The organism is Pseudoalteromonas rubra, from assembly GCF_005887095.1.
Classification (GTDB): Bacteria; Pseudomonadota; Gammaproteobacteria; order Enterobacterales; family Alteromonadaceae; genus Pseudoalteromonas; species Pseudoalteromonas rubra_E.
This window is the reverse complement of the sequence record NZ_PNCI01000068.1, coordinates 1-21,045: the sequence shown is the minus strand read 5'-3', so window position 1 is coordinate 21,045 and position 21,045 is coordinate 1. Positions and strand designations below refer to the sequence as shown.

Sequence of the window (21,045 nt, the reverse complement as noted above, 5' to 3'; positions counted from 1 at the left end):
AAAACATTGCCCCGACAATGTGGCTTGACGGACCTATATGGAATTTGACACAACACTGACGCGCTCTGCGCACTACCTGAAACAGGCTTTGCCGATCATGATCCGTTATCGGATCCCGCTGACTCCGTTAAATTATTCGATTTGCTACTGCTACGTCGTGGGCTCACAACCTGAATTGAATGTAGAGTTAGATCAGATTTTGGCGCGCTATCAGAGTTGCCCCCCTCATTTAGCCAGAGAGTTGTTTGATAAATATCTTTCACAACAAGACTTGGCATTGTTTCATGAAATATCTCATTCATTTCAGGGCACCATAGACCAAGTTCAGAGTGAAATTTCGCAAACACTGGAGACGTCACAGGATTTTTCCGCGTTTTTATCTGAATGCCACTATGGATTGCACAATTTGAAAAGGCAGGGCTCTGAGCAGGATCCTCGTGCTTACGACGAAGTACTGGAGTATGTATCCAGATTGACTCGAGAAGCGGTCATGATGCAGCAAAATGCACTGGGTTTTCAGAATAAGCTGGAGGTGGCCTATGACGAAATCAAATTACTAAAAGAAGCACTGTTTGCGTCGCAACGAGAGGCCAACACAGATAAGCTCACCGGCCTGCTGAATCGTGGTAAATTTGACGAAGATATTGTCAATTTCTGCACTCATCCGATGAGTAAGCAAAAGGTCTTGGTGTTTGTAGATATTGATCACTTCAAGCAATTCAATGACGACTTTGGTCATCAAAAAGGTGACGATATTCTTCGTAAAGTGGCTGAAAAGTTGGCGCACCACGCGCAAGGTCGTGGTGATGCTTATCGCTACGGTGGTGAAGAGTTTTGTCTGACATTGTCACTCAGCAGTGTCAGTGAAGCGGTCAGCTTTGCTAATATGATCCGCCAGGATATTCGAAAACTCTCGGTAAAGGATAAGAAAACAGGTAACCCCATCAGACAAATCACTGCCAGTTTTGGTATTGCACTACATAAAGAAGGCGCACCCTGGCAAACGCTTATTGAGCTGGCTGACAGGGCCCTGTATCTGGCCAAATCTCATGGCCGTGACAGAGTCGAGGTAGCCGGTTAGCCGGCTCAGCATAGTGTGCTTGTGTAACGATTTCTGCCAATAAAAAGTACATCAACTTTCCTCATATATATTATTCCCCAAATTACATACGTTAACAAAAGTTTAATTTTCATTCATTTTATGGTTGATTTTTGATCATATACTCATTAGCTTATTATTCGCTTTACCAAAAGGTCAGACGTCAGATGAGTGTCATATTTGTGCAATTACGCCAGTAGGTAGTGTCGTGGTATGGCAGATTGCCAGCGGATAGAAATCTGAAGGCTGGTCACAGAACACAATGATTTTAATAGGATTAAAGAGGAAATTATGCAGCACAAAATCAAATACTACCTGCGCCTGTCTTGGCTTTTCCTGCTGAGTTCGGTGGCATTTAATACGTTTGCAAGTGGTTACAAAGTTGTTCTTATTCATGGTCTTCAGACCAGTCAAGTAACCTCTGGTTACCCAATTGATGTAACGGGCGATGGTGAGTCATACTGGTCAGAATTCTGGGGCCAACATGCTGATGTTCGCATTGACTGGCCTGCATTAGAGCGCATTGAAGGCAAGATAGCCAGTGACTATGTCTGGCCAAAACTAAAACAAATGTCACAACAGGGAACCTGTCAGCCTGGTTGTATTCTTGTTACGCATTCTACGGGCGATTTGGTTGCGCGTTACTTATTGGACAATCAGGCGAATTGGCTGGAAAATGCTGGTCTTACGCCGCTGAGTATTGTTGCCACCTTTGACATTGCCGGAGCCGGTGGTGGTAGTGAGCTGGCCGACCTGGCTGTCAGTGTCGCACAGGGAACTGCTGGTCTGAACCCACTTCTTGAAGCGGCGATCAGAGCCTGGCTGGGTGGCTCTGTAGAAGGCCGGTTAGGTGTACTGAATGACCTGAAAGTGAACAATGCCAGACAAATAGCTGCGCTACCTGAAGCAAGAACACCAAGACTGCGTTTTGTTGCGGATGGCACACTGTTTCTGGGTGCAACCAAGCTTTTCCTGAAAGGTACAGACGATAGTGTTGTTGCAACACACTCAGCGTGTGGCGCAAGCCGTGCTGACGATTTTGGCAGCTGTAGCACAAGTATCGCTACCAGCGGAAAAATCGCGTCTCAAAGTGATGCTGTTAGTGGGTTCATGCCATATCACTACCCAATGTTGATGAGCGATAACTACGACCATTTCTCTGTGATCAATGACCGTGCAGAAGGCAAAGTGACCGCCGCTCAGACTAGCAGACAGCTGCTTGATGGTAACACTGTAAGCTTCAATACATACACCGAAGAAACGGGTGCCTGGTTCTGGAAGAGTACCTATCGTTACGTTGAAAACTCAGGGAATAACAGCCTGTCTCGTCTAATGCTTAATGCGATGCAATAGGAGAGAAAGGTATGAAGCCCCGGATGTTCATTATTCTGATGTTTGTGGCAATCGGGCTTGGTTACTGGTGGCTCAGCGGTGACGCTGAGCCTGCTCAGGTTCAAACCGACACTAACAAAAACACGCCAGCGAAAGCGCCACTTGTTAAAAAAGCGAAAGCAGCTGCTGAGGTGGCGCCACAAACAACACCCGAGCAAAAACGAGACAGACATATTCCCGTGCAAATGACGGAAGCCGCAGAACACATTGCTCAGCATTATGAACAGCAATTGCAGTTTGCGCCCTATTCGCAGCCATTAACAGCGGCAGATGCTGACAGACTCTCGCCTAATCATTTTTATCCTGTCACTATCCCGACGCAGAATATAGACGAGGTATTGACACTCAAACTCAGTCAGTATCGTTTCGTATACCCAGAGCCGATAGAGTTAGTGCTAACGGGCAGCGATATATACAGCGCCACAGTAACGGTCAGCGAAGTCGACAGCAATAAAGTGCTGACTACTCAAAGTCTGATAGAGCAAGAAGGCAGCTACACATCGCGTATTAAGGGAAAGAAAACGTTTCCCCGGGAACTGCAACTGACTGTTCGTGCTCACGTCAGAGGAGACGAAATTCCACTGGTGGCGCAGATCCACTATATGAAACCCAGTGCCGAATTACTTAACCTGGAACAGCCGCAGGTACAGGGGAGTGATCTGCTTGTATATGCCAGGCTTAAAGTCCAGGAGGCCGGGATCTATCGGATCAGGGCCAACCTGTTTTCGGGTGATCAGCCACTGTCTCATGTTGTGGCGAGAAAACGCCTGAGTGAAGGAACGCAATTATTGCCACTTAAGATCCACCAAAGCGTCCTGCCGCAACAGGCTTCAGCACTTAAGCTGACAACCTTTGTGGTAGAGCGTATGTCTGGTTCGCCACAGGAGAAAGCCCGCTATGGCCGCAGCAACGTGGATACCTATATGCTTGATGGCGTGGATCTATCTGAATTGAGCAGAGTGCCCTATACACCCACTGAACAGGAACGACAAAAACTGGCATTTCTGAAGCAGCTGGGGAACCAATAAGTGCAGATATAAGTACTCTATTCTTTTGCATGCCCGGTGCATGCAATAAAGGCAGATCTGCCATTTCAGCCCAATTAAACCCATCATATGATTCAGCGCTGTGTAAGTGTGTGATACTCAATCGTCCGGTTTGCTTGATCTCTGAGCAATTGTTAGATACTGTTTTTGTTCCCAAATTGGTGTTAAATACACTCGAGACTGATAGGTCATAACGATAAAAGGATAGGTATGGTTGTCATTGAAAAATTGTCTCCATCACATATAGCTGCTGTTAAAAGGATACAACTGGCACCAGAACAGATCCGTTTTGCAGGCACTTCAGATGAGTTTTTAGAAGACGAATGTGACACCACACACAGACATGTGATCAGGCGTGATGATACCCTGATTGGTTACTTTAAGCTCGATTTGGCTTATGACAAAAAATATGAGTATTGCCCGGCTGGCGCTTTGGGGTTACGTGCATTTGTAATTGATAAACAGTACCAGGGCAAAGGGCTGGGGACTGCAGCAGTAAAAGCGCTGCTTGCTTATTTGTCTGTCCATTATGCGTCTTACCCATGGTTGTATTTGGGGGTTAATTGTCAAAACCCGGGGGCTTACGCTTGTTATTTAAAAGCCGGGCTGGCAGTTTGTGATGATAAGTACTTGGGTGGACCTGCAGGACCGCAGTACATTATGTATGGAAAAATTCCGTCCAGTTAATTGTGATATATGAAAGGAACTCAGATGTCTGACAAACCCGTTGCCAAAAAGCTCTGTAACTTTTTGATTGAAAATGCTGCTGCAGATTTCAAGCTGGCAGATGGCCTGACTTATCTTGAGGATATACACTTTCATGACTGGGCAGCAGAAACGGCGCTTAATAAGTATCGTAAAGCTCATCACGGGCTTTGGGTAGGAGGCGTTGTTCTACTGACCCGACACCACATCAAGTTCTCTCCCAACCTGATAAACATACTTTTTCATAAAGGGGATTACTCATTGTCCATACCATTATCACATATTATGGACATGAGCCTTGAGCCAGGCTTTTTGACCGATATTATTGTACTGACAACACCTTATGGCTTTTACCGTTTCCGCTGTTTTGGCGCGCGCGACTTTATGGCGGTCATACACGCTCAACGACAGGGCGAACACCTTACCAGATAACCGGGGCTTTACCCCGGTGTAGCCATAACAGCGGGTGTTTATTTCACATAGTAGAGCAGGGTATTTTGCTCCGCACCATTTAAATTCATTTGTTTACGAGTTTTCTTGATAAGTTCGGCCATTTGTCGCGTAATATTTATTTCCCGAAAACACGGGCGATTGAGGTCATTTATCTTGCTTAACCTCATAGCAGAGTCTTGCTGGTTATATCTCAGTCGCTTGGAAAGTTTTTTGTTTGAGTGGTCTATACTTACTTTCATTGTCGGGGCCTGAGAAACGCTTCAGGGATATGAACTGTATGAGTACCAACTATGTGGTGATTGTATTCGGTGGTCTGGCGGCTGTGTTTTTCAGCCTTGCAATACAATTTCATTTATTCGATGGCAGTCGCGGGCGTGACACCGCGGTGAACAAAAGCATGGAGTTGGTCACCTATTCTACGCAATGGGTCGATGCCGCGATTCAGCCTCTGCCACGCATTGAACAGTATGATGTTGGCTGGGTCCAGCTTGGTAAAGCACTGTTTAAAAGCCCATTGCTTTCAGCGGACAACACAACCTCATGCGCATCTTGTCATGATTTGTACAACGGAGGAGACGATGGGTTTCCGGTATCCGTTGGGATAAATCAGCAACTGGGCAGCCGTAATGCCCCGAGCGTGATCAACGCAGTGTTTAATTTCAGGCAGTTTTGGGATGGGCGAAGTGTCGACCTGACCAGTCAGTTGCCTTTACCTATTCATAACCCATTGGAGATGGCCAGTAACTGGTCTCAGGTCATTGCAAAACTTCAACAGCAGCCGCACTTTGTCAGCAGTTTCAGTGCGGTGTCAGATGAAGGGATCACACCCGAAAATATCACTAAAGCCATTGTTGCATTCCAAATGTCACTGGTATCTGAAAATACCCCCATTGATGCCTACTTGCTTGGAGACAAGAGCGCCTTAACGGCACAACAACAGCGCGGCTATCGTAAATTTGTTGAACTGGGGTGTGTGACCTGCCATCAGGGTCGCAATATTGGCGGTAATATCTATCAAAAAATGGGTCGTCTGGAGCGTATGCCCAATGAATTGCTAAATGACTTTGGTCGTTATCAGTTAACCCGTAACGAGCAGGACAGGTTTGTATTTAAAGTCCCAAGTCTACGCAACGTCGCCAATACCGAGCCTTATTTTCACAATGGTTCAGTGGCTAATTTGTCTGATGCAATAAGGCTGATGGCACGAGGGCAGTTGGGTTTAGAACTCAGCGAGGAGGATACCGCTGATCTGGAAGCCTTGCTGCATGCCTTTTCAGGGGAACTACCGAGGTCATTGAAAGAGTGAAATACATACTTGAAGGGATTACCCTATTGCTGATTTGGTGGCTCGGCTCAAACGCAATTGACCAATACCATCAACTACGGGACGTACAGGCTACACTGGCATTGAAAGAGCGGCTCAACAGAGCCACAACCGAGTTGTCGCTTGAGACCCTGTCAGCCATGGACAGCAATATTTATCACTTTGACAAGCATGCACAGAAGCAGCTTGAGTTTGAAAGTGTTTATAATGAGTTAGTATCACGGCAGCTGCTCAGTGATGAGATGAACAAAGCGATATCGCACTTTCATGATGCCATTGACACATACATGCAGCTCGCCTCTATGCTCAAAACATCTTACCGCTACATTGCAAAACAAGAATTGGAAAGTGACGCGTTTTCACCACAGGCACAGCTCATTGTTAGTAAAAGTGCGGCACTGGTGTCTAATCTTCAGGTGACAAACTCGCACAGGGTCATTGAGCAGGTTCGTCAGCAACTTGCGCAGTCTATGGTTACACTCACCCAGCTTGAGCAGGAAGGACGTACCTTCAGGGTAATGCGTTTGCATATAGAGTTTATATTGGAAAATGCGCTGATGGCCTCAAATTTATTGGTGCCAATTCAAAACAGCAGTTTATCTACCGCTATTTTGCGGGAAACACAGCAACTCAACAACCAGGTCGATAGGGTTTACTGGCAGATGATACAGTCCGTATTTTGGTTTCTGCTGCTGGTATTTACGCTGATTTTAATCGTCTTATTTCGACTTATGAGTGGCCTGAAGAAAGCCAATGAACAGGCTAATCAGGCTGCCCAAACCAAGTCTTTATTTCTCTCAAATATGTCTCATGAGATTAGAACTCCGATGAATGGCATTATGGGGCTGACGGATATTCTTTTGTCCACTGAATTGACCAGCGTACAAAGGAATTACCTGGAGAAAGTGAGGTTTTCAGCAAATGCACTAACCACCATCATCAATGATATTCTGGATTTTTCGAAAATTGAGTCCAAAAAACTCAATATTGAACAAATTCCCTTCCAGTTTGAGGAGCTGCTGGATAATTTGCGGTCGCTGATCACGCCCATCGCCAATACTAAGGGGGTGAAGTTAATTTTCGATATCGACCCAAACCTCAATGAATGGTATGTCGGCGATCCGGTTAGAATTAATCAGATAATGCTTAACTTTGCTTCTAACGCCGCAAAGTTCACTGAAGAGGGCACCATCACTTTAGCGGTACACAGGCACCCCAAAGATGCAGCCAGTGATTGGCTTGAAATTGCGGTGAGCGACACGGGCATTGGCATAGAGCAGGACAAAGTCGCGCTATTGTTTGAACGTTTCGCACAGGCCGAATCCTCGACCACGCGGCGCTATGGAGGAACCGGACTGGGGTTGACGATATGTAAATTACTTGCTGAGCTGATGCAAGGTGAGATACGCGTTACCAGCGAAGTAGGTGTTGGCTCAACGTTTATGGTCCGCTTGCCGATGGCAACACTGGAGCACGCCCCTCAGGCGACTGAAACAAATGAAAAAATTATGCTGGACGGCTCAATACTCATCGTGGAAGACGATCCAATATACATGGAAGTCAGTGTTAATATTGCCACTTCAGTTGGCCTGACGGTTGCGCGTGCCCACACTGGGATGGAAGCCGAAGCGCGGTTGTCGACCGAAACATTTGATATGTTACTGCTGGACTGGGTGCTACCCGACTGTGAAGCGAATGAATTATTGGAACGACTTGAGGCCCTTGCAATACTACCAGCCAAAGTGGTGATTTACACGGCACACACAGAGCAAAGTATAACGCCTAAAGTTGATTATCCTATACTGTATAAACCTCTGTTAAAAAGAGATTTGATCAGCCTGTTTATTACAGATAGCCCTAACGAGGACGTGGCAACGGATGATCAGCTGACATCCAGGCTATCAGGCGAAACCGCAGGTACTGCACAGACCCAAACATTCCGTGTGTTGCTGGTAGAGGATAATGATATCAACCGCATTGTGGCTACTAAACTGCTTGATCGGTTCAATATAGAGATTGTGATTGCACAAAATGGACAGCAAGCCGTTGATGAAATCAAGGCATGTGATGGGGCGTTCGACCTGGTCTTTATGGACATTCAGATGCCGGTAATGGATGGTATGGAAGCTACACGCATTGTGCGAGAAACTTACAGTGAGGAAGCGCTTAAGATCATTGCGTTAACTGCCAATGTCATGCAAAGCGAGGTGGATAGATATTTGAGTATTGGTATGAATGATCACCTAGGAAAGCCGTTTAAGACCGACGAGCTTGATAAAATATTGAACAAATATTTGTTCAATATACAATAGTGCAGCGTTTAGTCATGTGAGTGTGCGGAGAATACCTAAGCGGTATGAACAACCGCAAGGCCAGTAACTTGGCTCAAAAGAGGCCAGAATGCATAGTTTGAAACTGAAAGTCAGTTTTAGGGTTTTGGACACTGATAGTGTTCTATTTGAGAGGCTAATAAAAGAGATAGATACGATGAAGAATGTGTTTTTTATGTTGTTTTTACTGATTTCCTGCGATGTACTGTCGGCAGAGCGACTTGTGTCAAATGCCTCGGTGACGTCATTGAAAGTATATGAAACAAACGATGACTCTGTGAGTGTGTGGATGCACATTAATGGCAGTGGCAGGATCGGGCCCAACCCCGAAAACCCGGAAGTGACCTGTGAGTTATGGACCAACAGTTCATTAGTACATGGGTCGGCATTGGCTGCATTAATGGGCAAAAAAAAGGTCAATATTTGGTATGCAGACAGAGGTGATAAATCACACTGGTGCAAAGTGAAGGTCATAGAAGTCATTGATAGTTAATTTAGACCCACCCTTGGCCGAGTAGCCGTTTTTTAGAAAACCCTGCAAGTACAATCTTGCAGGGTTTTTGCCTTTAATATGCGTCAAGTATGGGTATTAAAGACGTTTGATTGGCTGGTGCGTACCCAAGCCTGAACCGTATACGATTGCATTCAGTAATAAACGGTTGGTTGCGAGGGTTGAGCCTCTAAATGCAGGTTGACCGGAAAACAAGATTATTTGTCCTTTACCCAGGCGCTCTCGTGTTAAGTAAGCTGAGTTGGCGATTCGTTTGCTTGCCTCTGGCCACAACAGGCCACTCATGCGCAGCGTCAGAGTTTGTTTGTCTGGTAACGTTGCCCAGTTTATTGTGCGGTTAAGCGGTTTATCTGCTTTACTGTCCACTCGTTTTTTCCATTCTTTATCTTCCATTTCTTGATATGCACCGAATCTCACTGGCGCTTGCACGCCTTCTTTGGCCATCAAAACCGGGTTTTGGGCAGTCAGAACCGGAATCACTTTTGGGGCACCAAAAGTTAACCAATGTTTTTGGTCGGTACGAGCGGCAACCAGAGCGCCTGCTGGCCTAAATTGCGCAAGCCAGTCATCTTGTTTTTTCAGTTGCTTTTCATTTGGTGTTTTTGTTTCGTTGCTCCAGGGGTAGTTGATCGACTCTGCTACATTGTGCTGCCAGGCCAGACTCACCTCAGGGTAACCGTCTTTTTGCGCCAACCACTCTTTTTGTAAAGCAACATCATATTCGGCTATGTCTTCGAAGGTATCCTGAATTTGCCTCACCCGACTGAATTGAGCATCTTTATTTACAAACGGGACTACTGAGCCATCTATGGCAATGAGTGTGCCACCGTTTTGTGTCCATGACTTTATTGCCGAAAGCTCACTTTGGCCCAGCCGGTTGTACCAGGTTGTTGGCACTATGAAAGTGTTGTAGCGTCTCAGGTCTGTGATATTAAAGCGATTTGAGTCGATATGAGAATGGCGGATCCCCAGATTGCTGTCTATGCTATGCCAAATTGCACCAAAATCTAATGAGCTGATGCCATGGCCGCCAAGAATGGCGATTTTTGGTTGATTCAGTACTTTAAAGTGCTCGCCCCCAAAATCTGGCAAGTCACCTTTACCCATACCGCCTGTTACCGCATGAGCAGTGACAGCCATTTCCTGTGCTGTTTTCTCGATTACCGCATCTAAATCACCGGCAAAGAACGCATTGTCGTAATGTGAGACAACAATGGTGCCCCGGCTCATATTTACCCCATCCAGGACCGTTGCTTTGTCAAGGATACGTGTTGTAACCCCTCGTTCCATTAAGCGAGCGGCAAACCCGACCGAGGCATCATCAGCACCATTGACCACATAGCCAATGGCATTCGCTTTTTTAATCATTGCCGGACGTTTTTTCGGTGCAGAATAAGGGCGGATATTTTCATTGATATCTTTTGGAATAGTCAGGGCTTCAACACCATGCATCATGGTGATGTTCCAGGCGGTGGCATCGTACATTAAACTTGAGCCATCACGTAGCACGCGCTGACGTTCTTCAACTAATACACTGTCTTCTATCTTTGTATCAAACTCCAGCATAGTGGAGACAAGGCGGCCCTGAGCCTGGCGATTGCGAATGATCAAAGTGCCAGTGGGGAGTATGTGTGAGGCGGAGTTGCCAAGTTGATCAGTGGCATTATTGACTTCTATAGGCTGCGTGGTTTGGTGCATTTCAAAACCTTGCAACTGCATTAAATCAACAAACTTGGCCATACGCTGGTGGTTTTCAGACGGTAATATGGCAAAAGTTCTGTCAGCATATGGACTGTTTTTTGAGATGAGCTTACGTTTGTCGCTGACAAAGTCGCGATAGATGTCTTTTGAGTGTTTAATGAGTGTTTTCACATTAACCAGACTACTGACAAGTTGTTTATCAACCCCTTCTGCATAGCTCACAATACGGCCATTCGGTTGCATGACACCATCTTCTTTGATGCGCGCTTGTTCGTACAGAATATGAATAGTGCCTCTGAACGCGGCATAACTTGAATAACCCGGATAGAGGTTTTCTAACCATTCACCTGTGTAGTATGGCCAGTTTTGATCATCAAAAGCTTGGGCCTGATCTTGTGCGAAAATTCCTCCCCATTTCCTGCCTGTTGCAGACAAGTTTTTGTTTACAGGCTCTCGTGCCAAGCCAAATAGATAAGAGTCCATTGGACCCATTTCGTGTGCATCAATCATTAACTGTGGATTCCACTCATTGATTGATTTAACAATGCCGCGTGTTTCTGGGTGAACGCCCAAGATAAAGTCACGATTTAAGTCAAACAGGTAGTGGTTACTGCGGCCAGCTCTCCATGCGTCGGTGTGTAACGTCGATTGGGTGTCCACATTGGGGGCCGCGCCCCGGCGTTGCTGAAGCTCCTGAGTAAAGCGCGCACGACCGTCAGGGTTCATAAGCGGGTCGACAATGATGACGCTTTTTTCAAGCATATCTTGAATGTCTTTTTCTTGTGAGGCTATTAACTGGTAGATTGCTGCAAGTCCTGCATCACTGCCTGACCCTTCATTGCCATGGATGGTATAGGCAAGCCAGGCGACCGCAGGTAGTCTGTTTATAATGCGTTTTTCTTCGGTTGTTGATAGGTTTTTGGGGTTTGCTAATTTGCCGATATCAGACTTGATCCGATCGATGTTTGTTAGGTTTTCAGGCGATGAAATAACCACATAGTGTAAGGGTCTGCCTGCGTGAGAGCGCGCATATTCTACAATTTGCATTTTATCACTAACTTGTTGCCACTGTTTTAGTGCATCCGTGATTTGTGCTGGCGTTGCCGCTTTTTGACCTACAGGAAAGCCCAGAATGCTGTCTGGGGTGGGAATACTCGCGTCTAGTTTGCCATTAATGAGCGCTTTTTGGTAATCAAGGCCCTGTAGCTCAGTTGGTGTCAGTGTTATTTGTGCGGTTGCCTGACTACTGATGGTCAAGGTGCCAGCAAGTGCAATGGACAATACTTGAGAGTGAAATCGCATTGGCATAGGAGTTCCTTATTGTTTTTGTTGATATGTTATATTGTATCGTTTTCTGGTTGGGAATCATTGTTTAGTGAACTTGGTTTTATTGCGTATTAACGCTTTTTCCAAGTTAAAAATAGAGGAATCATGAAGTCGGGGGCCAAAAGCTGTAACCTTCTAGCGCAGAGCTTTAATACTCTGGCTAGAAAGTGTTTTTAAACCCAGTTGTATTATTGTTGATGCGCTTTCAGTACCTCAAGCGGAATAAGCTCCAAGGCATTTTCGTGTGTTGCTTCTAGATTGACAGGTGGTGCCACCCCGGCTTCACAGGCTTCTTTCCATCTCAGCGCACATAAACACCAACCATCGCCCGGTTTTAAGCCTGGAAAATTATAGGCTGGGTAGGGCGTGCTTAAGTCGTTGCCTCTGGATTTAGTAAAGGTTAAAAAGTCCTCTGTGACCGTCGCACAAATTACATGAGTGCCAACATCCATATGGTTAGTGTTACAAAAGCCATCTCTTAAAAAGCCAGTCAACGGATCGGTGCAGCAAGACTTTAGTTCACCACCCAGTACATTCTTAGCCATGTCTCATTTCCATTAATTATATAACTGGAGCACTATACGTATGCGACTGCTATGAGGTTTACTCTGAGTGGGTTGTGAAGGGCGCTCGATTTAGAGTCTAATCCAAGTACTTTGTCCCAGCTTCTCCGTTAACCCGACAGAGGAGATCTGTAAGTGTTACGCAGTCTCACCCTTGCAACAGCAAAAACACGCCAAGTAATGCAATTGCACCGCCGCACAACATGGCTTTGGTAATGGCTTCTTTTCTGATCAAACTAAGGGTCATCACCATGAGTGGGGCAGTCGCAAAAATGGTTTGTGCGATTGCCGGATCCGTATTGTTCACGGAGATAAGCTGTAACCAGAGCCCGATAAAGGTGCCGAAAAATACCGCGATAAACAACCAGCGTTTACCTGATATTTGCTTTAATGTCAGTGCTTTATCTAGGCTATGAGATTTCAGACAGGCAACCACGCAAGCAACAAATAAAGTGCCAGATGCCAGACGGATCAATGCGGCCCACAAGCTACTGATCTCCTCGTTGTTTAATGCTCCTTTTGAGAGCACCATACCGGCGGCCTGACATGTTGCCGCCGTCAGCGCAAAAGTTACGCCCAGCAGATAATGGGTTTTGTCGGGGAGCGGTTGGGCTTTATTGGGTTTTATAGCCAGAATAACACCAAAGGTGGTCACAGCGATGCCAAGCCAGGCGACAGGTCCAAGGTAAACGCCCAGAACCAGGATATTCAGAATACCGGCAATAGCGGGGGCCAGGCTTTCAATCACCAAGGTACGTGCCGGGCCTATATTTCTGAGCGCTGCAAAGTAGGCACTGTCACCGATGGCGATACCCAATACGCCACTGGCTATCAGCCAGGCCCAGCTTGATGATTGCTCTGGGTACAGAGTGTCTTGTGCAATGAACAGGCATAGTGTCATCAGTGCAGATGCAATGACCCCTTTGCTGACATTTAACTCGAATGGGCTCAGATGGTGGCTAAACCGCTTGTACAAAAGGGTTGAAAACGCCCAAACAAACGCAGCACTGATGGCTGCGCCTTCGCCTAGTCCAATCATCTTATTATTCTTCTGCTGAGTTAAAAGCGGCTAGTATACATAAACCAAACGAAAGAGACATGCTCACAGCCTCCGTTAAATAAAAATCGATGAACGTGTCTTCAGAGCACCTGGCGTCGCGCTGAAATGTGGTTGTTTATGTTGCGATGTTTCATTAAGGGAAAGTCAATAGCCGCAGTGTTATACCCTCACCAAACAGGGGTGAATAGGGCAGGCCACTAAATGCCAGGCTGAGTGCACCAATAGTTACTAAATTACACTTATGATGGGCGCTGCGCACATTATTAGTGCCAACGAAAAGCTCTTCTCAGGCGCTTGTTTACTGAGAAGAGCGTTGTGTACTTTGAGTGGTTACTTAATGTAATACCATAAAGGGTTTTGTTCCTGAGCACTGCAGCGCTTATCCGTACAGGGCCACACGTCGAACTGGAACAAAGATGCGCCAGAGATCAAATAGCTCTCACCACGCGCACGGTATTTGGTACCTAAAGCAATATAAGTACGCGTTGATAAAAACATCTAACTGGCAGGGTTTAACTCAACTTAAGTTTAGTTTCTTCGCTTCTTTTAAAAATTGCTCTTTTTGTTTATCAGAAATTAATTTGCCTCTACCTACGACGCCTTTATTAATAAAGCTTCCTGTGCCAAAACGTTGACTTACAAAGTATTTTACTGCACAAAACTTATCCTCATGGCGTTTCATATATTCAAAGCTCGATCTTTCCAGAACTCTTGCAAGTTCATTCTCGCTTAGGCTTAGACCCAAGAAATTTGCAATTTTTTCAATTTCCTGACGAGGGTTTTTTTTCAAGTCTTCGAAGTCGATAAATAAGCAATTATCATGATCTTTCAGCTCAGACCATTTAAGGACATGTTCAAACCAGGAACCATAAGGTACGTCACCGTTTATATACTTTTTGAAAAAATCATCAAAGCTTCCCTGGTATTTCGATACTAGTTTGTGGTGTTCAAAATAAGCTATTGCCGAGTCCAGCCCATCTCTTTGTACATAAATATATTTAGTGTTGGGCATAATCGTCATTTTTTCGGGAGTTAAATGGGTTTTAATAATTCTGCCTGGGCCCATTTTCTCCACTCTATCAAGTTCCTCTTCAAGATAAGGAGAAAATCGCATTATGTGTTCGATATTGTCCAGGTTTCCATCCGTTGTAAGCTGATGCAAAATTGCTTGCATCCAAGTTGTTCCAGATTTCGGATAGGTCGCAATAATGATATCTGATGGATCAGGCTCGAACTTTTTGACCTTGATATTGGTGATAGTAGAGCGAACATAAAAGCTTACATTTCGAGTCCAACCAAATAAAAAAACTAACGAGTAGTTCAGTGCTTGTAATAACCAATATTTAACTGTTAACAATTTAAATTACCTCATCTTCTTATTATGAACATGTCCTTTGCCTTATTTATGGCATCAATCCAAACTTTTTTAAACAGGTGATAGCTCCTTATGTTAACAACTTAGTTTTACGTGAACATTAAAAAGCGACCAACTTTGCTTAAAAAGCGTGCTTGCGAACGTATGCCGTTTCTTTAATCAAGCTCTCGAATTGAAAAAGGTAGATTATGTTAACAATGTGAAATAAGCAAGTAAGTTAGGATAGAGTGACTTTAAACTATGGCTTTTTTAGTATTATGGAGGTAAAGCTAAGAATAGAGGCTCCGTGATTTGAGCAATTAAATTAGATGATACTGTTCGTAATTATCTAATAATCAAAGTATGCGTAAAAATAATGTGTACTCATGAATATGGCCAGGTTGTTAGTCAATTTTTTAGTGCTCATCAGCCTTTTTGGCTGTGACTTCTGCACAGCAGCTCTCACATCATAAGCGCCATCCGCTCTTACCGAGCTGATCTTCCTACGTAATTGCCTGAGCAAGTCGCTCAGACCTTCTGAATCAGCTATAGAGATTGCAGATAACTCAGTTCCGACGATTTGATGCGTATTTGCATCAATGGCCAGATGTAACTTCGGCGATAAGGGCTTTGTTGTAGTCACGCCAGTGCGTGATACGCTTTTCTTTCAAAGTTCAGCCTCGGTGTCTGTTTTTGAGGCCTGATCACACAAGGCTAGGTTAGTTCAATGGTTTAGGAAACAAAGCCGTGATCGTCTTACATAGGACCAGCGTTGATTATATGACTCAGAATAGCGCTCATGCTCAACGTATGGACCTTGTTAGAAAAGTAGGTTAGTTGCTGATAGAGCCTTTGCATTCATTGTTTTTGGCGACTTGCAGGGTCTACATACTAGATTGAATTCAGTCAATAGCTCGGTTTTTATCATACCTCTTTGATATAAACAGTATCTCTTATTGGTAATTACGTAAATGCCTGTATCATTGTGGTTAAATTAACGTGACCGATATTTTTGTTTATGTTATCTTTTTTCACTCGAGCGTTTAAAAATAAGCATGTTATTTAAAGTGGTGGAATTAGAGTAAAAATTCAACCTCTGATGGAGATAACCCTCTACAAGGGGGAACCGCATAGATAACTGGCTCGAAGCTTAGTATTTTGTATTCCTAAAAAAAATAAGAGAAAAAGGAAGTATTTATGAAGAGAAGCCTAAATGTCGCTGTAATTGGAGCAGGTCCGTCGGGGATCGTCGCTACAAAGGAGCTTATTGCAGCGGCTCATCAGGTTACATGCTTCGAAATGGCCGACAACATCGGCGGGGTGTTTAATTTTAGAGAAGAAGAGGGGGGAGTATACGAATCATGTATGCTGACCTCTTCAATTACTGCTACAACCTACTCAGATTTTAATTCTAAGAAAGGTGCACCTTATTACTTTACCCATCAAGAGTACCATCAGTACTTGTCAGACTATTGTGACAATTTTGCTTTGCGTGAGTCCATAAAACTCAGTACAAAAGTTGAGCATATCGTTCAGCTTGAAGATGGTAAGTGGCAAGTCACGACGAAGCTCTTGCCGGAAGGTGATTCAAAGACACAGATATTTGACGCCGTTGCTATTTGTACAGGTGTGCATAAGAAAGCAATGATCCCTGAATTTAAAGGAAAAGAGCAATTTAAAGGGCAAATAGTTCATTCCAGCAGCTATAAAAATGCACAACCATACAAAGACAAAAAAGTTGTTGTTATTGGAGTGGGAGAAAGTGGCGCAGACGTCGTAAAAGAAATCTCTGACGTTGCTCAAAGTTGCCAACTCAGCCTGCGAAGAGGCGCTTATGTATTTCCGCGTCTCGTTGATGGCTATCCAAATGACTATTTAACTTCAAGGCTCTACTACAGCATGCCAAGCTGGATAGATCGTGTTGTTAATCCCAGGGAGTATGTTAAAAAGCAAAGAAAGCTGGGTGATAAGTTGTTCTTTCCCGTGAGAATCTTAATGCTACCATTGGCTGTTGTTAATACGCTATACAGCGAATTAACGACCGGCTTTAAAGGACTGAGATCTTTATTCGCCAAAAAAGAAAAAACAGCAGAAGAAATTAAGCAAGAAAAAATTCAAGACGTGATTAATGAACTAAGTATCAAGTCTGGTGGAGGCGTTGCCGAGCAATTTTCAACCAAATCTGATCGCTTTATACACTCCATTGTTGATGGTGACTGTGAGTTGAAGCCCGGCATTGAGTCACTTTATGAAAACGGAGTGGTTTATAAAGACGGTACTCAGTTTGAAGCTGACACGATTATGTGTTGCACTGGCTATCAAAATGATTTCAGTTTTCTCGATATGGATATTGGTGAATCGAAAGATTTGTATATGAATTGCTTTCATCCAAAGGTAGGGCAAAGCCTGTGCTTTATTGGCGCGGTACGTCCAGGCGCAGGGAGTATCCCCCCTATTGCTGAAATGCAATCCAGATGGTTTGCAAAGATCTGTACTGGCGAACTCTCACTCCCGAGCAATGATGAGATTGCTAGGCAAATTGAAATGGACGCGCAATCTCATGAAAAAGTGTTCAGCAATGTGACTGTAAGACTGCCTTATTTGGTAGATTATACCTCTTATATGGACAAACTTTCAGAGAAAGTCGGGTGTAAGCCAAAGTTAAGGGATCTTATTGGCAACCCTGTCGCGCTATATAAGTTTTACTGTGGTAACTTTTCAAGCTCACAATATCGTTTGAGCGGAACCGATAGTAAAAAAGACATCGCATTAAAGGAAATCAGAGAGATTGAAGTGTCCAGAACTTTTTATACTAATGCTGTCATGTTTAGCTATTATTGGTTTTGTAAGTTCTATAGCTTCATTGGCATTAAGTCATTCAAACCACACTTAAGCTTGAGTATTAGAGATAATAGTGATCGAAAGTAGTTCATTTGCTCAAGGCCACTGGTATAAACTCTCGCGATTAGCGTGAAAACAGTGAAGCCCGATATCAAAATAAAATATCGGGTTTTAAGGCTCAATAATGACTGGCTTGATTAAAATGCTCAGTTTTCGGTGAGATGCCTCTGTACAAGACTCCCAAAAAAGCTATGCCACTACCAAGCTGCCTTATGCACTGCTGGCTGCTTGCATCGCGTATATTGGCTTTCTGATGATTGCCTAAACATGCGGGTCTGTTGAGCTTATATTTGGCAAGCGCTGTGAGGGATCTCACTGTACTTGCAGATGATAAAGCCCTACCAGTAGCCTTAAAAAGTAGGCTGCTCAGACGCGGCGCTGCCGATTAATCTGGCCTTGCCTTAGCAAACGGGGCAGTGATACCGCTATACTCTGCACTGCCAAGGCGCGCCAGAGGGGCGGCTTTGTCTGCCAAAATCTTAAGGCGTTGTTTGTGATCCAGCTCGGTGACTTTATCGCTCAGGTACAAGCTGACTATCTTCACAAACACCAGATTTTGCGGTGTATCGCCGATCTCCTGTACTTCATACAGTTCACAACCGTAGGCAATATCGCAGTGGGCGATCCGTGGCATTGAAAAACCGTTAAATTCAGCAAGCGCTATGTTGTTTGCAGTGACTTCTGATTCGCCATGGGGCAAGGTTGCGGCAGTCTGAGTCACTAACTCAGCGTCATGCTCTGACGCAATGTGGATTACACAACGGCGTGTTGCTTTGATGTTTTTGACTGTATCTTTAATTTCACCAGTGGGCTTTTTTCCGGCCGAAAACATCAACAAAGGCGGCGCACTGGACACTGCCGTAAAATAAGAAAAGGGCGCCAGGTTATAGTTTTGAGTACCGGACTCGGTTAGCACCCAGGCTATCGGCCTTGGGATCACTGTTTGAGTCATCAGGTGGTAGATCTGGGTGGGCGAAAAGTCAGCAAAGTTCAGTTCCATAAAACACAAGTACACAAAGTTAAGGGACAACCATGGTGCCACACTAACCATCGGGTGGAAAGATGCGATACACTCTCTCTATCCCTGTTCTGTATTGTTCCGGATATGTATATAAACCGTCAGTCACTCAATACTCGCTTACCTTTGGTTTACCATCCCAATTACTCGTTTAGTTTTGATCCAAACCACCGCTTTGTGATGAGCAAGTTTGCAAACTTGTATCAGCAGGTCAGGGCCATGGGTCTGATTGGCGACAACCTGCACCAGCCTCAACTGGGCTCGCCAGAGCCGCTGGAAGCGGTACACTGTGACACCTACCTGTGGGACCTTTGGCGTAATCAACTCTGTGGAAAGGCCATGCGGCGTATTGGCCTGCCCTGGTCTGAGCAGCTGATGGCAAGGACGTTTACTGCACCGCTGGGCACACTCAAAACGGCTGAACTGGCTTTACAACATGGTGTGGCCTGTCACCTTGCTGGTGGTACTCACCATGCACACTATGATTTTGGCTCCGGTTACTGCATGGTGAACGACCTGGCATTTACTTCTACAACTCTGATTGAGCAGGGCAAGGTCGATAATGTACTGATCTTTGATCTTGACGTTCATCAGGGTGATGGTACAGCAGCTATGTTAAAGCATAATCCTTATGTGTTTACCTGCTCTATCCATTGTGAAAAAAATTTCCCGTTTCGAAAGCACAGCAGTGATCTGGATATTGGTCTTGCGAACAACCTGAAAGATGCAGAATACCTGCATATTGTAGAAGACACTTTGAAAGGCCTGCTCGAAGACGTAAATCCGGACCTGGTATTGTACGACGCCGGTGTGGATATCTGGGAGCACGATGGTCTGGGCAAGCTGGATATCAGCTGGCGCGGTTTGGAACAGCGCGATGCCCTGGTGCTTAAAACCTGCCAGCAAGCTGGCGTACCGGTTGCAACCGTGATCGGCGGCGGCTACGACAAAGACCATTTACGCCTGGCTCAGCGCCACGCCATCGTGGTTGAACAGGCGGCATTGCTCTAGGTAAAAACAATGTAATTACCACTACTGGCTTTGATGTGTTGACGTTAGGGAGGGGCAGTAAGGCAGGCTGTTCGGCAGGTTTTATTTTGCTCACCGAGTGCTTTGAGAGGCGGCTAAGATGGGAAGAAGAGCGTCAAAAGTCGCTTCTAGCTTCCCCGAAAAATCCGACTCGAACAGAAGAGTCAGCTGTGATAATTCTGCTATGTTAGAACGGACTTTGTTGGTTAATTAGTATCGATCTTTGTCCGATACTTGTCGCATCACAGTGAAAGTTAGCTACCAGAGCGTCATTCTGGTTGTGTTCGTTGCTCCAGCGGATATAACCATACCCTACATAACCTGACCCCATTTTGTTCATTGAGATAGCACCGGTTTTATTGGCAGGCAACGCAACAGTACCTGTAACTGGGTTAGAGCCTGAAAAAGCATACCAGGAGGTAATGTTTGATGAATATGTATTACCATTTTGGTCGAATAGGTCTATCTTCACCTGGACATCATTATCAGAAATATTGGTAATATGGAGGTGGCATGAAGAGTTGGTGCCAACATAATAGTGTGGAATTAGCGCCTGTCCTGTTCCTGAAAGTGCTGCGGATGAATAAATAAGAGAAGCTAAGATTAAAGATTTCTTCATGAAGAAACTTCCTTTTTGAGTAGAGTTTATAATTCGAGCAATCGGTGTTTATTCAATTCGAAAAAGTAGCTATTGCTGCTAATTACTGCGGCAAATAAAAGCCATCAGCCTTGGAATCGTCAGTTTGGCCACGGTGTCGATCTTCACCTTTTGCCTGCACAGTATTTCACTATGATGATATTGTATCAAGTTGTTTTTATTGTTTAATTATGATGCCGCACTTCATTGGACCTGATGTGCAGAGTGCCCGTGGTGAGTTCAATACTAATACGTGTGTGAATAAGTATATTGCAGGTGTCGTTTTATCTATGATTGGATTTTGGTAAGTGAAGTTTGGATTGAAAATATTTTTTAATTATTTTTTTGTTACACTTTGTTTACTTTTTAATTCGGTTTTGTGTGGATTAAAGGTTTACTCAGTTACTAGGTATAATGGGGAATATTTTTCTTTTATTTGTCGTTTATGGGTACGCGAGTTCCGCTGTTAAATTAGTTCAATATTGCAGTGCGGCAGGCAAAAAAGAGCTGCATTGTGAAAACATTAAGCCGCCAGTCACAGTTCATCGTTTGGATAATATTTTTCTAAGCTCTAATTAGTCGATTCTGAATAACCC

The 21,045-nt window shown here is 44.6% G+C and carries 17 protein-coding genes; 10 read left to right on the top strand and 7 right to left on the bottom strand.

Features of this window, described 5'->3' with window-relative positions; genetic code table 11:
• Nucleotides 1-37: 37 nt before the first annotated feature.
• The 8 genes from CWB99_RS21470 (at nucleotide 38) to CWB99_RS21435 (ending at nucleotide 8,842) form a co-directional block, all read left to right on the top strand.
• Nucleotides 38-1,081, top strand: coding sequence for a GGDEF domain-containing protein (locus CWB99_RS21470; protein ID WP_138549956.1), 1,044 nt, complete (start codon nucleotides 38-40; stop codon nucleotides 1,079-1,081).
• Between the two features lie 309 nt (nucleotides 1,082-1,390).
• Entirely contained in the window at nucleotides 1,391-2,452 is a 1,062-nt protein-coding gene (locus tag CWB99_RS21465; protein WP_138549957.1) for a hypothetical protein, read from the top strand.
• An 11-nt stretch (nucleotides 2,453-2,463) separates the two neighbouring features.
• On the top strand, nucleotides 2,464-3,519 hold the full coding sequence (locus CWB99_RS21460; RefSeq protein ID WP_138549958.1) for a hypothetical protein: 1,056 nt from the start codon (nucleotides 2,464-2,466) through the stop codon (nucleotides 3,517-3,519).
• Between the two features lie 228 nt (nucleotides 3,520-3,747).
• Nucleotides 3,748-4,224 (top strand): GNAT family N-acetyltransferase, encoded by a 477-nt coding sequence (locus tag CWB99_RS21455; RefSeq protein ID WP_138549959.1) that lies wholly within the window; start codon nucleotides 3,748-3,750, stop codon nucleotides 4,222-4,224.
• Between the two features lie 24 nt (nucleotides 4,225-4,248).
• Nucleotides 4,249-4,674 (top strand): hypothetical protein, encoded by a 426-nt coding sequence (locus CWB99_RS21450; protein WP_138549960.1) that lies wholly within the window; start codon nucleotides 4,249-4,251, stop codon nucleotides 4,672-4,674.
• A 298-nt stretch (nucleotides 4,675-4,972) separates the two neighbouring features.
• Nucleotides 4,973-6,001, top strand: coding sequence for a cytochrome-c peroxidase (locus tag CWB99_RS21445; RefSeq protein WP_138549961.1), 1,029 nt, complete (start codon nucleotides 4,973-4,975; stop codon nucleotides 5,999-6,001).
• The gene (locus tag CWB99_RS21440; RefSeq protein ID WP_138549962.1) at nucleotides 5,998-8,331 is read left to right on the top strand and encodes a hybrid sensor histidine kinase/response regulator; all 2,334 of its coding nucleotides are present in this window, start codon (nucleotides 5,998-6,000) and stop codon (nucleotides 8,329-8,331) included. The genes CWB99_RS21445 and CWB99_RS21440 overlap by 4 nt, the downstream gene beginning before the upstream one ends.
• A 193-nt stretch (nucleotides 8,332-8,524) precedes the next feature.
• Nucleotides 8,525-8,842, top strand: coding sequence for a hypothetical protein (locus tag CWB99_RS21435; RefSeq protein WP_138549963.1), 318 nt, complete (start codon nucleotides 8,525-8,527; stop codon nucleotides 8,840-8,842).
• Nucleotides 8,843-8,938: 96 nt separating this feature from the next.
• On the opposite strand, the gene CWB99_RS21430 is transcribed toward CWB99_RS21435, so the two are convergent.
• The 5 genes from CWB99_RS21430 to CWB99_RS24665 form a co-directional block, all read right to left on the bottom strand.
• Complete coding sequence (locus CWB99_RS21430) at nucleotides 8,939-11,869, bottom strand: M14 family zinc carboxypeptidase (protein ID WP_138549964.1); 2,931 nt, start codon at nucleotides 11,867-11,869, stop codon at nucleotides 8,939-8,941.
• A gap of 206 nt (nucleotides 11,870-12,075) precedes the next feature.
• Entirely contained in the window at nucleotides 12,076-12,432 is a 357-nt protein-coding gene (locus CWB99_RS21425) for a DUF2237 family protein (protein WP_138549965.1), read from the bottom strand.
• Nucleotides 12,433-12,598: 166 nt separating this feature from the next.
• Nucleotides 12,599-13,489, bottom strand: coding sequence for a DMT family transporter (locus tag CWB99_RS21420; RefSeq protein ID WP_138549966.1), 891 nt, complete (start codon nucleotides 13,487-13,489; stop codon nucleotides 12,599-12,601).
• Nucleotides 13,490-14,027: 538 nt separating this feature from the next.
• On the bottom strand, nucleotides 14,028-14,867 hold the full coding sequence (locus CWB99_RS21415) for a sulfotransferase domain-containing protein (protein WP_138549967.1): 840 nt from the start codon (nucleotides 14,865-14,867) through the stop codon (nucleotides 14,028-14,030).
• A gap of 346 nt (nucleotides 14,868-15,213) precedes the next feature.
• Complete coding sequence (locus CWB99_RS24665; protein ID WP_249332040.1) at nucleotides 15,214-15,507, bottom strand: transposase; 294 nt, start codon at nucleotides 15,505-15,507, stop codon at nucleotides 15,214-15,216.
• 554 nt (nucleotides 15,508-16,061) lie between these two features.
• Here CWB99_RS24665 and CWB99_RS21405 point away from each other — a divergent pair.
• Nucleotides 16,062-17,792 (top strand): NAD(P)-binding domain-containing protein, encoded by a 1,731-nt coding sequence (locus CWB99_RS21405; protein ID WP_138549968.1) that lies wholly within the window; start codon nucleotides 16,062-16,064, stop codon nucleotides 17,790-17,792.
• A 358-nt stretch (nucleotides 17,793-18,150) separates the two neighbouring features.
• Here CWB99_RS21405 and CWB99_RS21400 read toward each other — a convergent pair whose 3' ends face one another.
• A complete protein-coding gene (locus tag CWB99_RS21400; RefSeq protein WP_138549969.1) occupies nucleotides 18,151-18,765 on the bottom strand; it encodes a flavin reductase family protein in 615 nt (204 codons plus the stop codon).
• A 105-nt stretch (nucleotides 18,766-18,870) separates the two neighbouring features.
• Here CWB99_RS21400 and CWB99_RS21395 point away from each other — a divergent pair, with 105 nt between their 5' ends.
• The gene (locus CWB99_RS21395; RefSeq protein WP_138549970.1) at nucleotides 18,871-19,794 is read left to right on the top strand and encodes a histone deacetylase family protein; all 924 of its coding nucleotides are present in this window, start codon (nucleotides 18,871-18,873) and stop codon (nucleotides 19,792-19,794) included.
• Between the two features lie 205 nt (nucleotides 19,795-19,999).
• Here the strand turns inward: CWB99_RS21395 and CWB99_RS21390 are convergent, their stop codons facing one another.
• Entirely contained in the window at nucleotides 20,000-20,431 is a 432-nt protein-coding gene (locus CWB99_RS21390) for a hypothetical protein (protein ID WP_125557682.1), read from the bottom strand.
• Nucleotides 20,432-21,045: the final 614 nt, after the last annotated feature.

What these genes read in the sequence shown, in the direction of transcription:
- CWB99_RS21470 (WP_138549956.1), top strand. Translation starts at nt 38, where the DNA reads ATGGAATTTGACACAACACTGACGCGCTCTGCGCACTACCTGAAACAG.
- CWB99_RS21465 (WP_138549957.1), top strand. Translation starts at nt 1,391, where the DNA reads ATGCAGCACAAAATCAAATACTACCTGCGCCTGTCTTGGCTTTTCCTG.
- CWB99_RS21460 (WP_138549958.1), top strand. Translation starts at nt 2,464, where the DNA reads ATGAAGCCCCGGATGTTCATTATTCTGATGTTTGTGGCAATCGGGCTT.
- CWB99_RS21455 (WP_138549959.1), top strand. Translation starts at nt 3,748, where the DNA reads ATGGTTGTCATTGAAAAATTGTCTCCATCACATATAGCTGCTGTTAAA.
- CWB99_RS21450 (WP_138549960.1), top strand. Translation starts at nt 4,249, where the DNA reads ATGTCTGACAAACCCGTTGCCAAAAAGCTCTGTAACTTTTTGATTGAA.
- CWB99_RS21445 (WP_138549961.1), top strand. Translation starts at nt 4,973, where the DNA reads ATGAGTACCAACTATGTGGTGATTGTATTCGGTGGTCTGGCGGCTGTG.
- CWB99_RS21435 (WP_138549963.1), top strand. Translation starts at nt 8,525, where the DNA reads ATGTTGTTTTTACTGATTTCCTGCGATGTACTGTCGGCAGAGCGACTT.
- CWB99_RS21430 (WP_138549964.1), bottom strand. Translation starts at nt 11,869, where the DNA reads ATGCCAATGCGATTTCACTCTCAAGTATTGTCCATTGCACTTGCTGGC.
- CWB99_RS21425 (WP_138549965.1), bottom strand. Translation starts at nt 12,432, where the DNA reads ATGGCTAAGAATGTACTGGGTGGTGAACTAAAGTCTTGCTGCACCGAT.
- CWB99_RS21420 (WP_138549966.1), bottom strand. Translation starts at nt 13,489, where the DNA reads ATGATTGGACTAGGCGAAGGCGCAGCCATCAGTGCTGCGTTTGTTTGG.
- CWB99_RS21405 (WP_138549968.1), top strand. Translation starts at nt 16,062, where the DNA reads ATGAAGAGAAGCCTAAATGTCGCTGTAATTGGAGCAGGTCCGTCGGGG.
- CWB99_RS21400 (WP_138549969.1), bottom strand. Translation starts at nt 18,765, where the DNA reads ATGGAACTGAACTTTGCTGACTTTTCGCCCACCCAGATCTACCACCTG.
- CWB99_RS21395 (WP_138549970.1), top strand. Translation starts at nt 18,871, where the DNA reads ATGTATATAAACCGTCAGTCACTCAATACTCGCTTACCTTTGGTTTAC.
- CWB99_RS21390 (WP_125557682.1), bottom strand. Translation starts at nt 20,431, where the DNA reads ATGAAGAAATCTTTAATCTTAGCTTCTCTTATTTATTCATCCGCAGCA.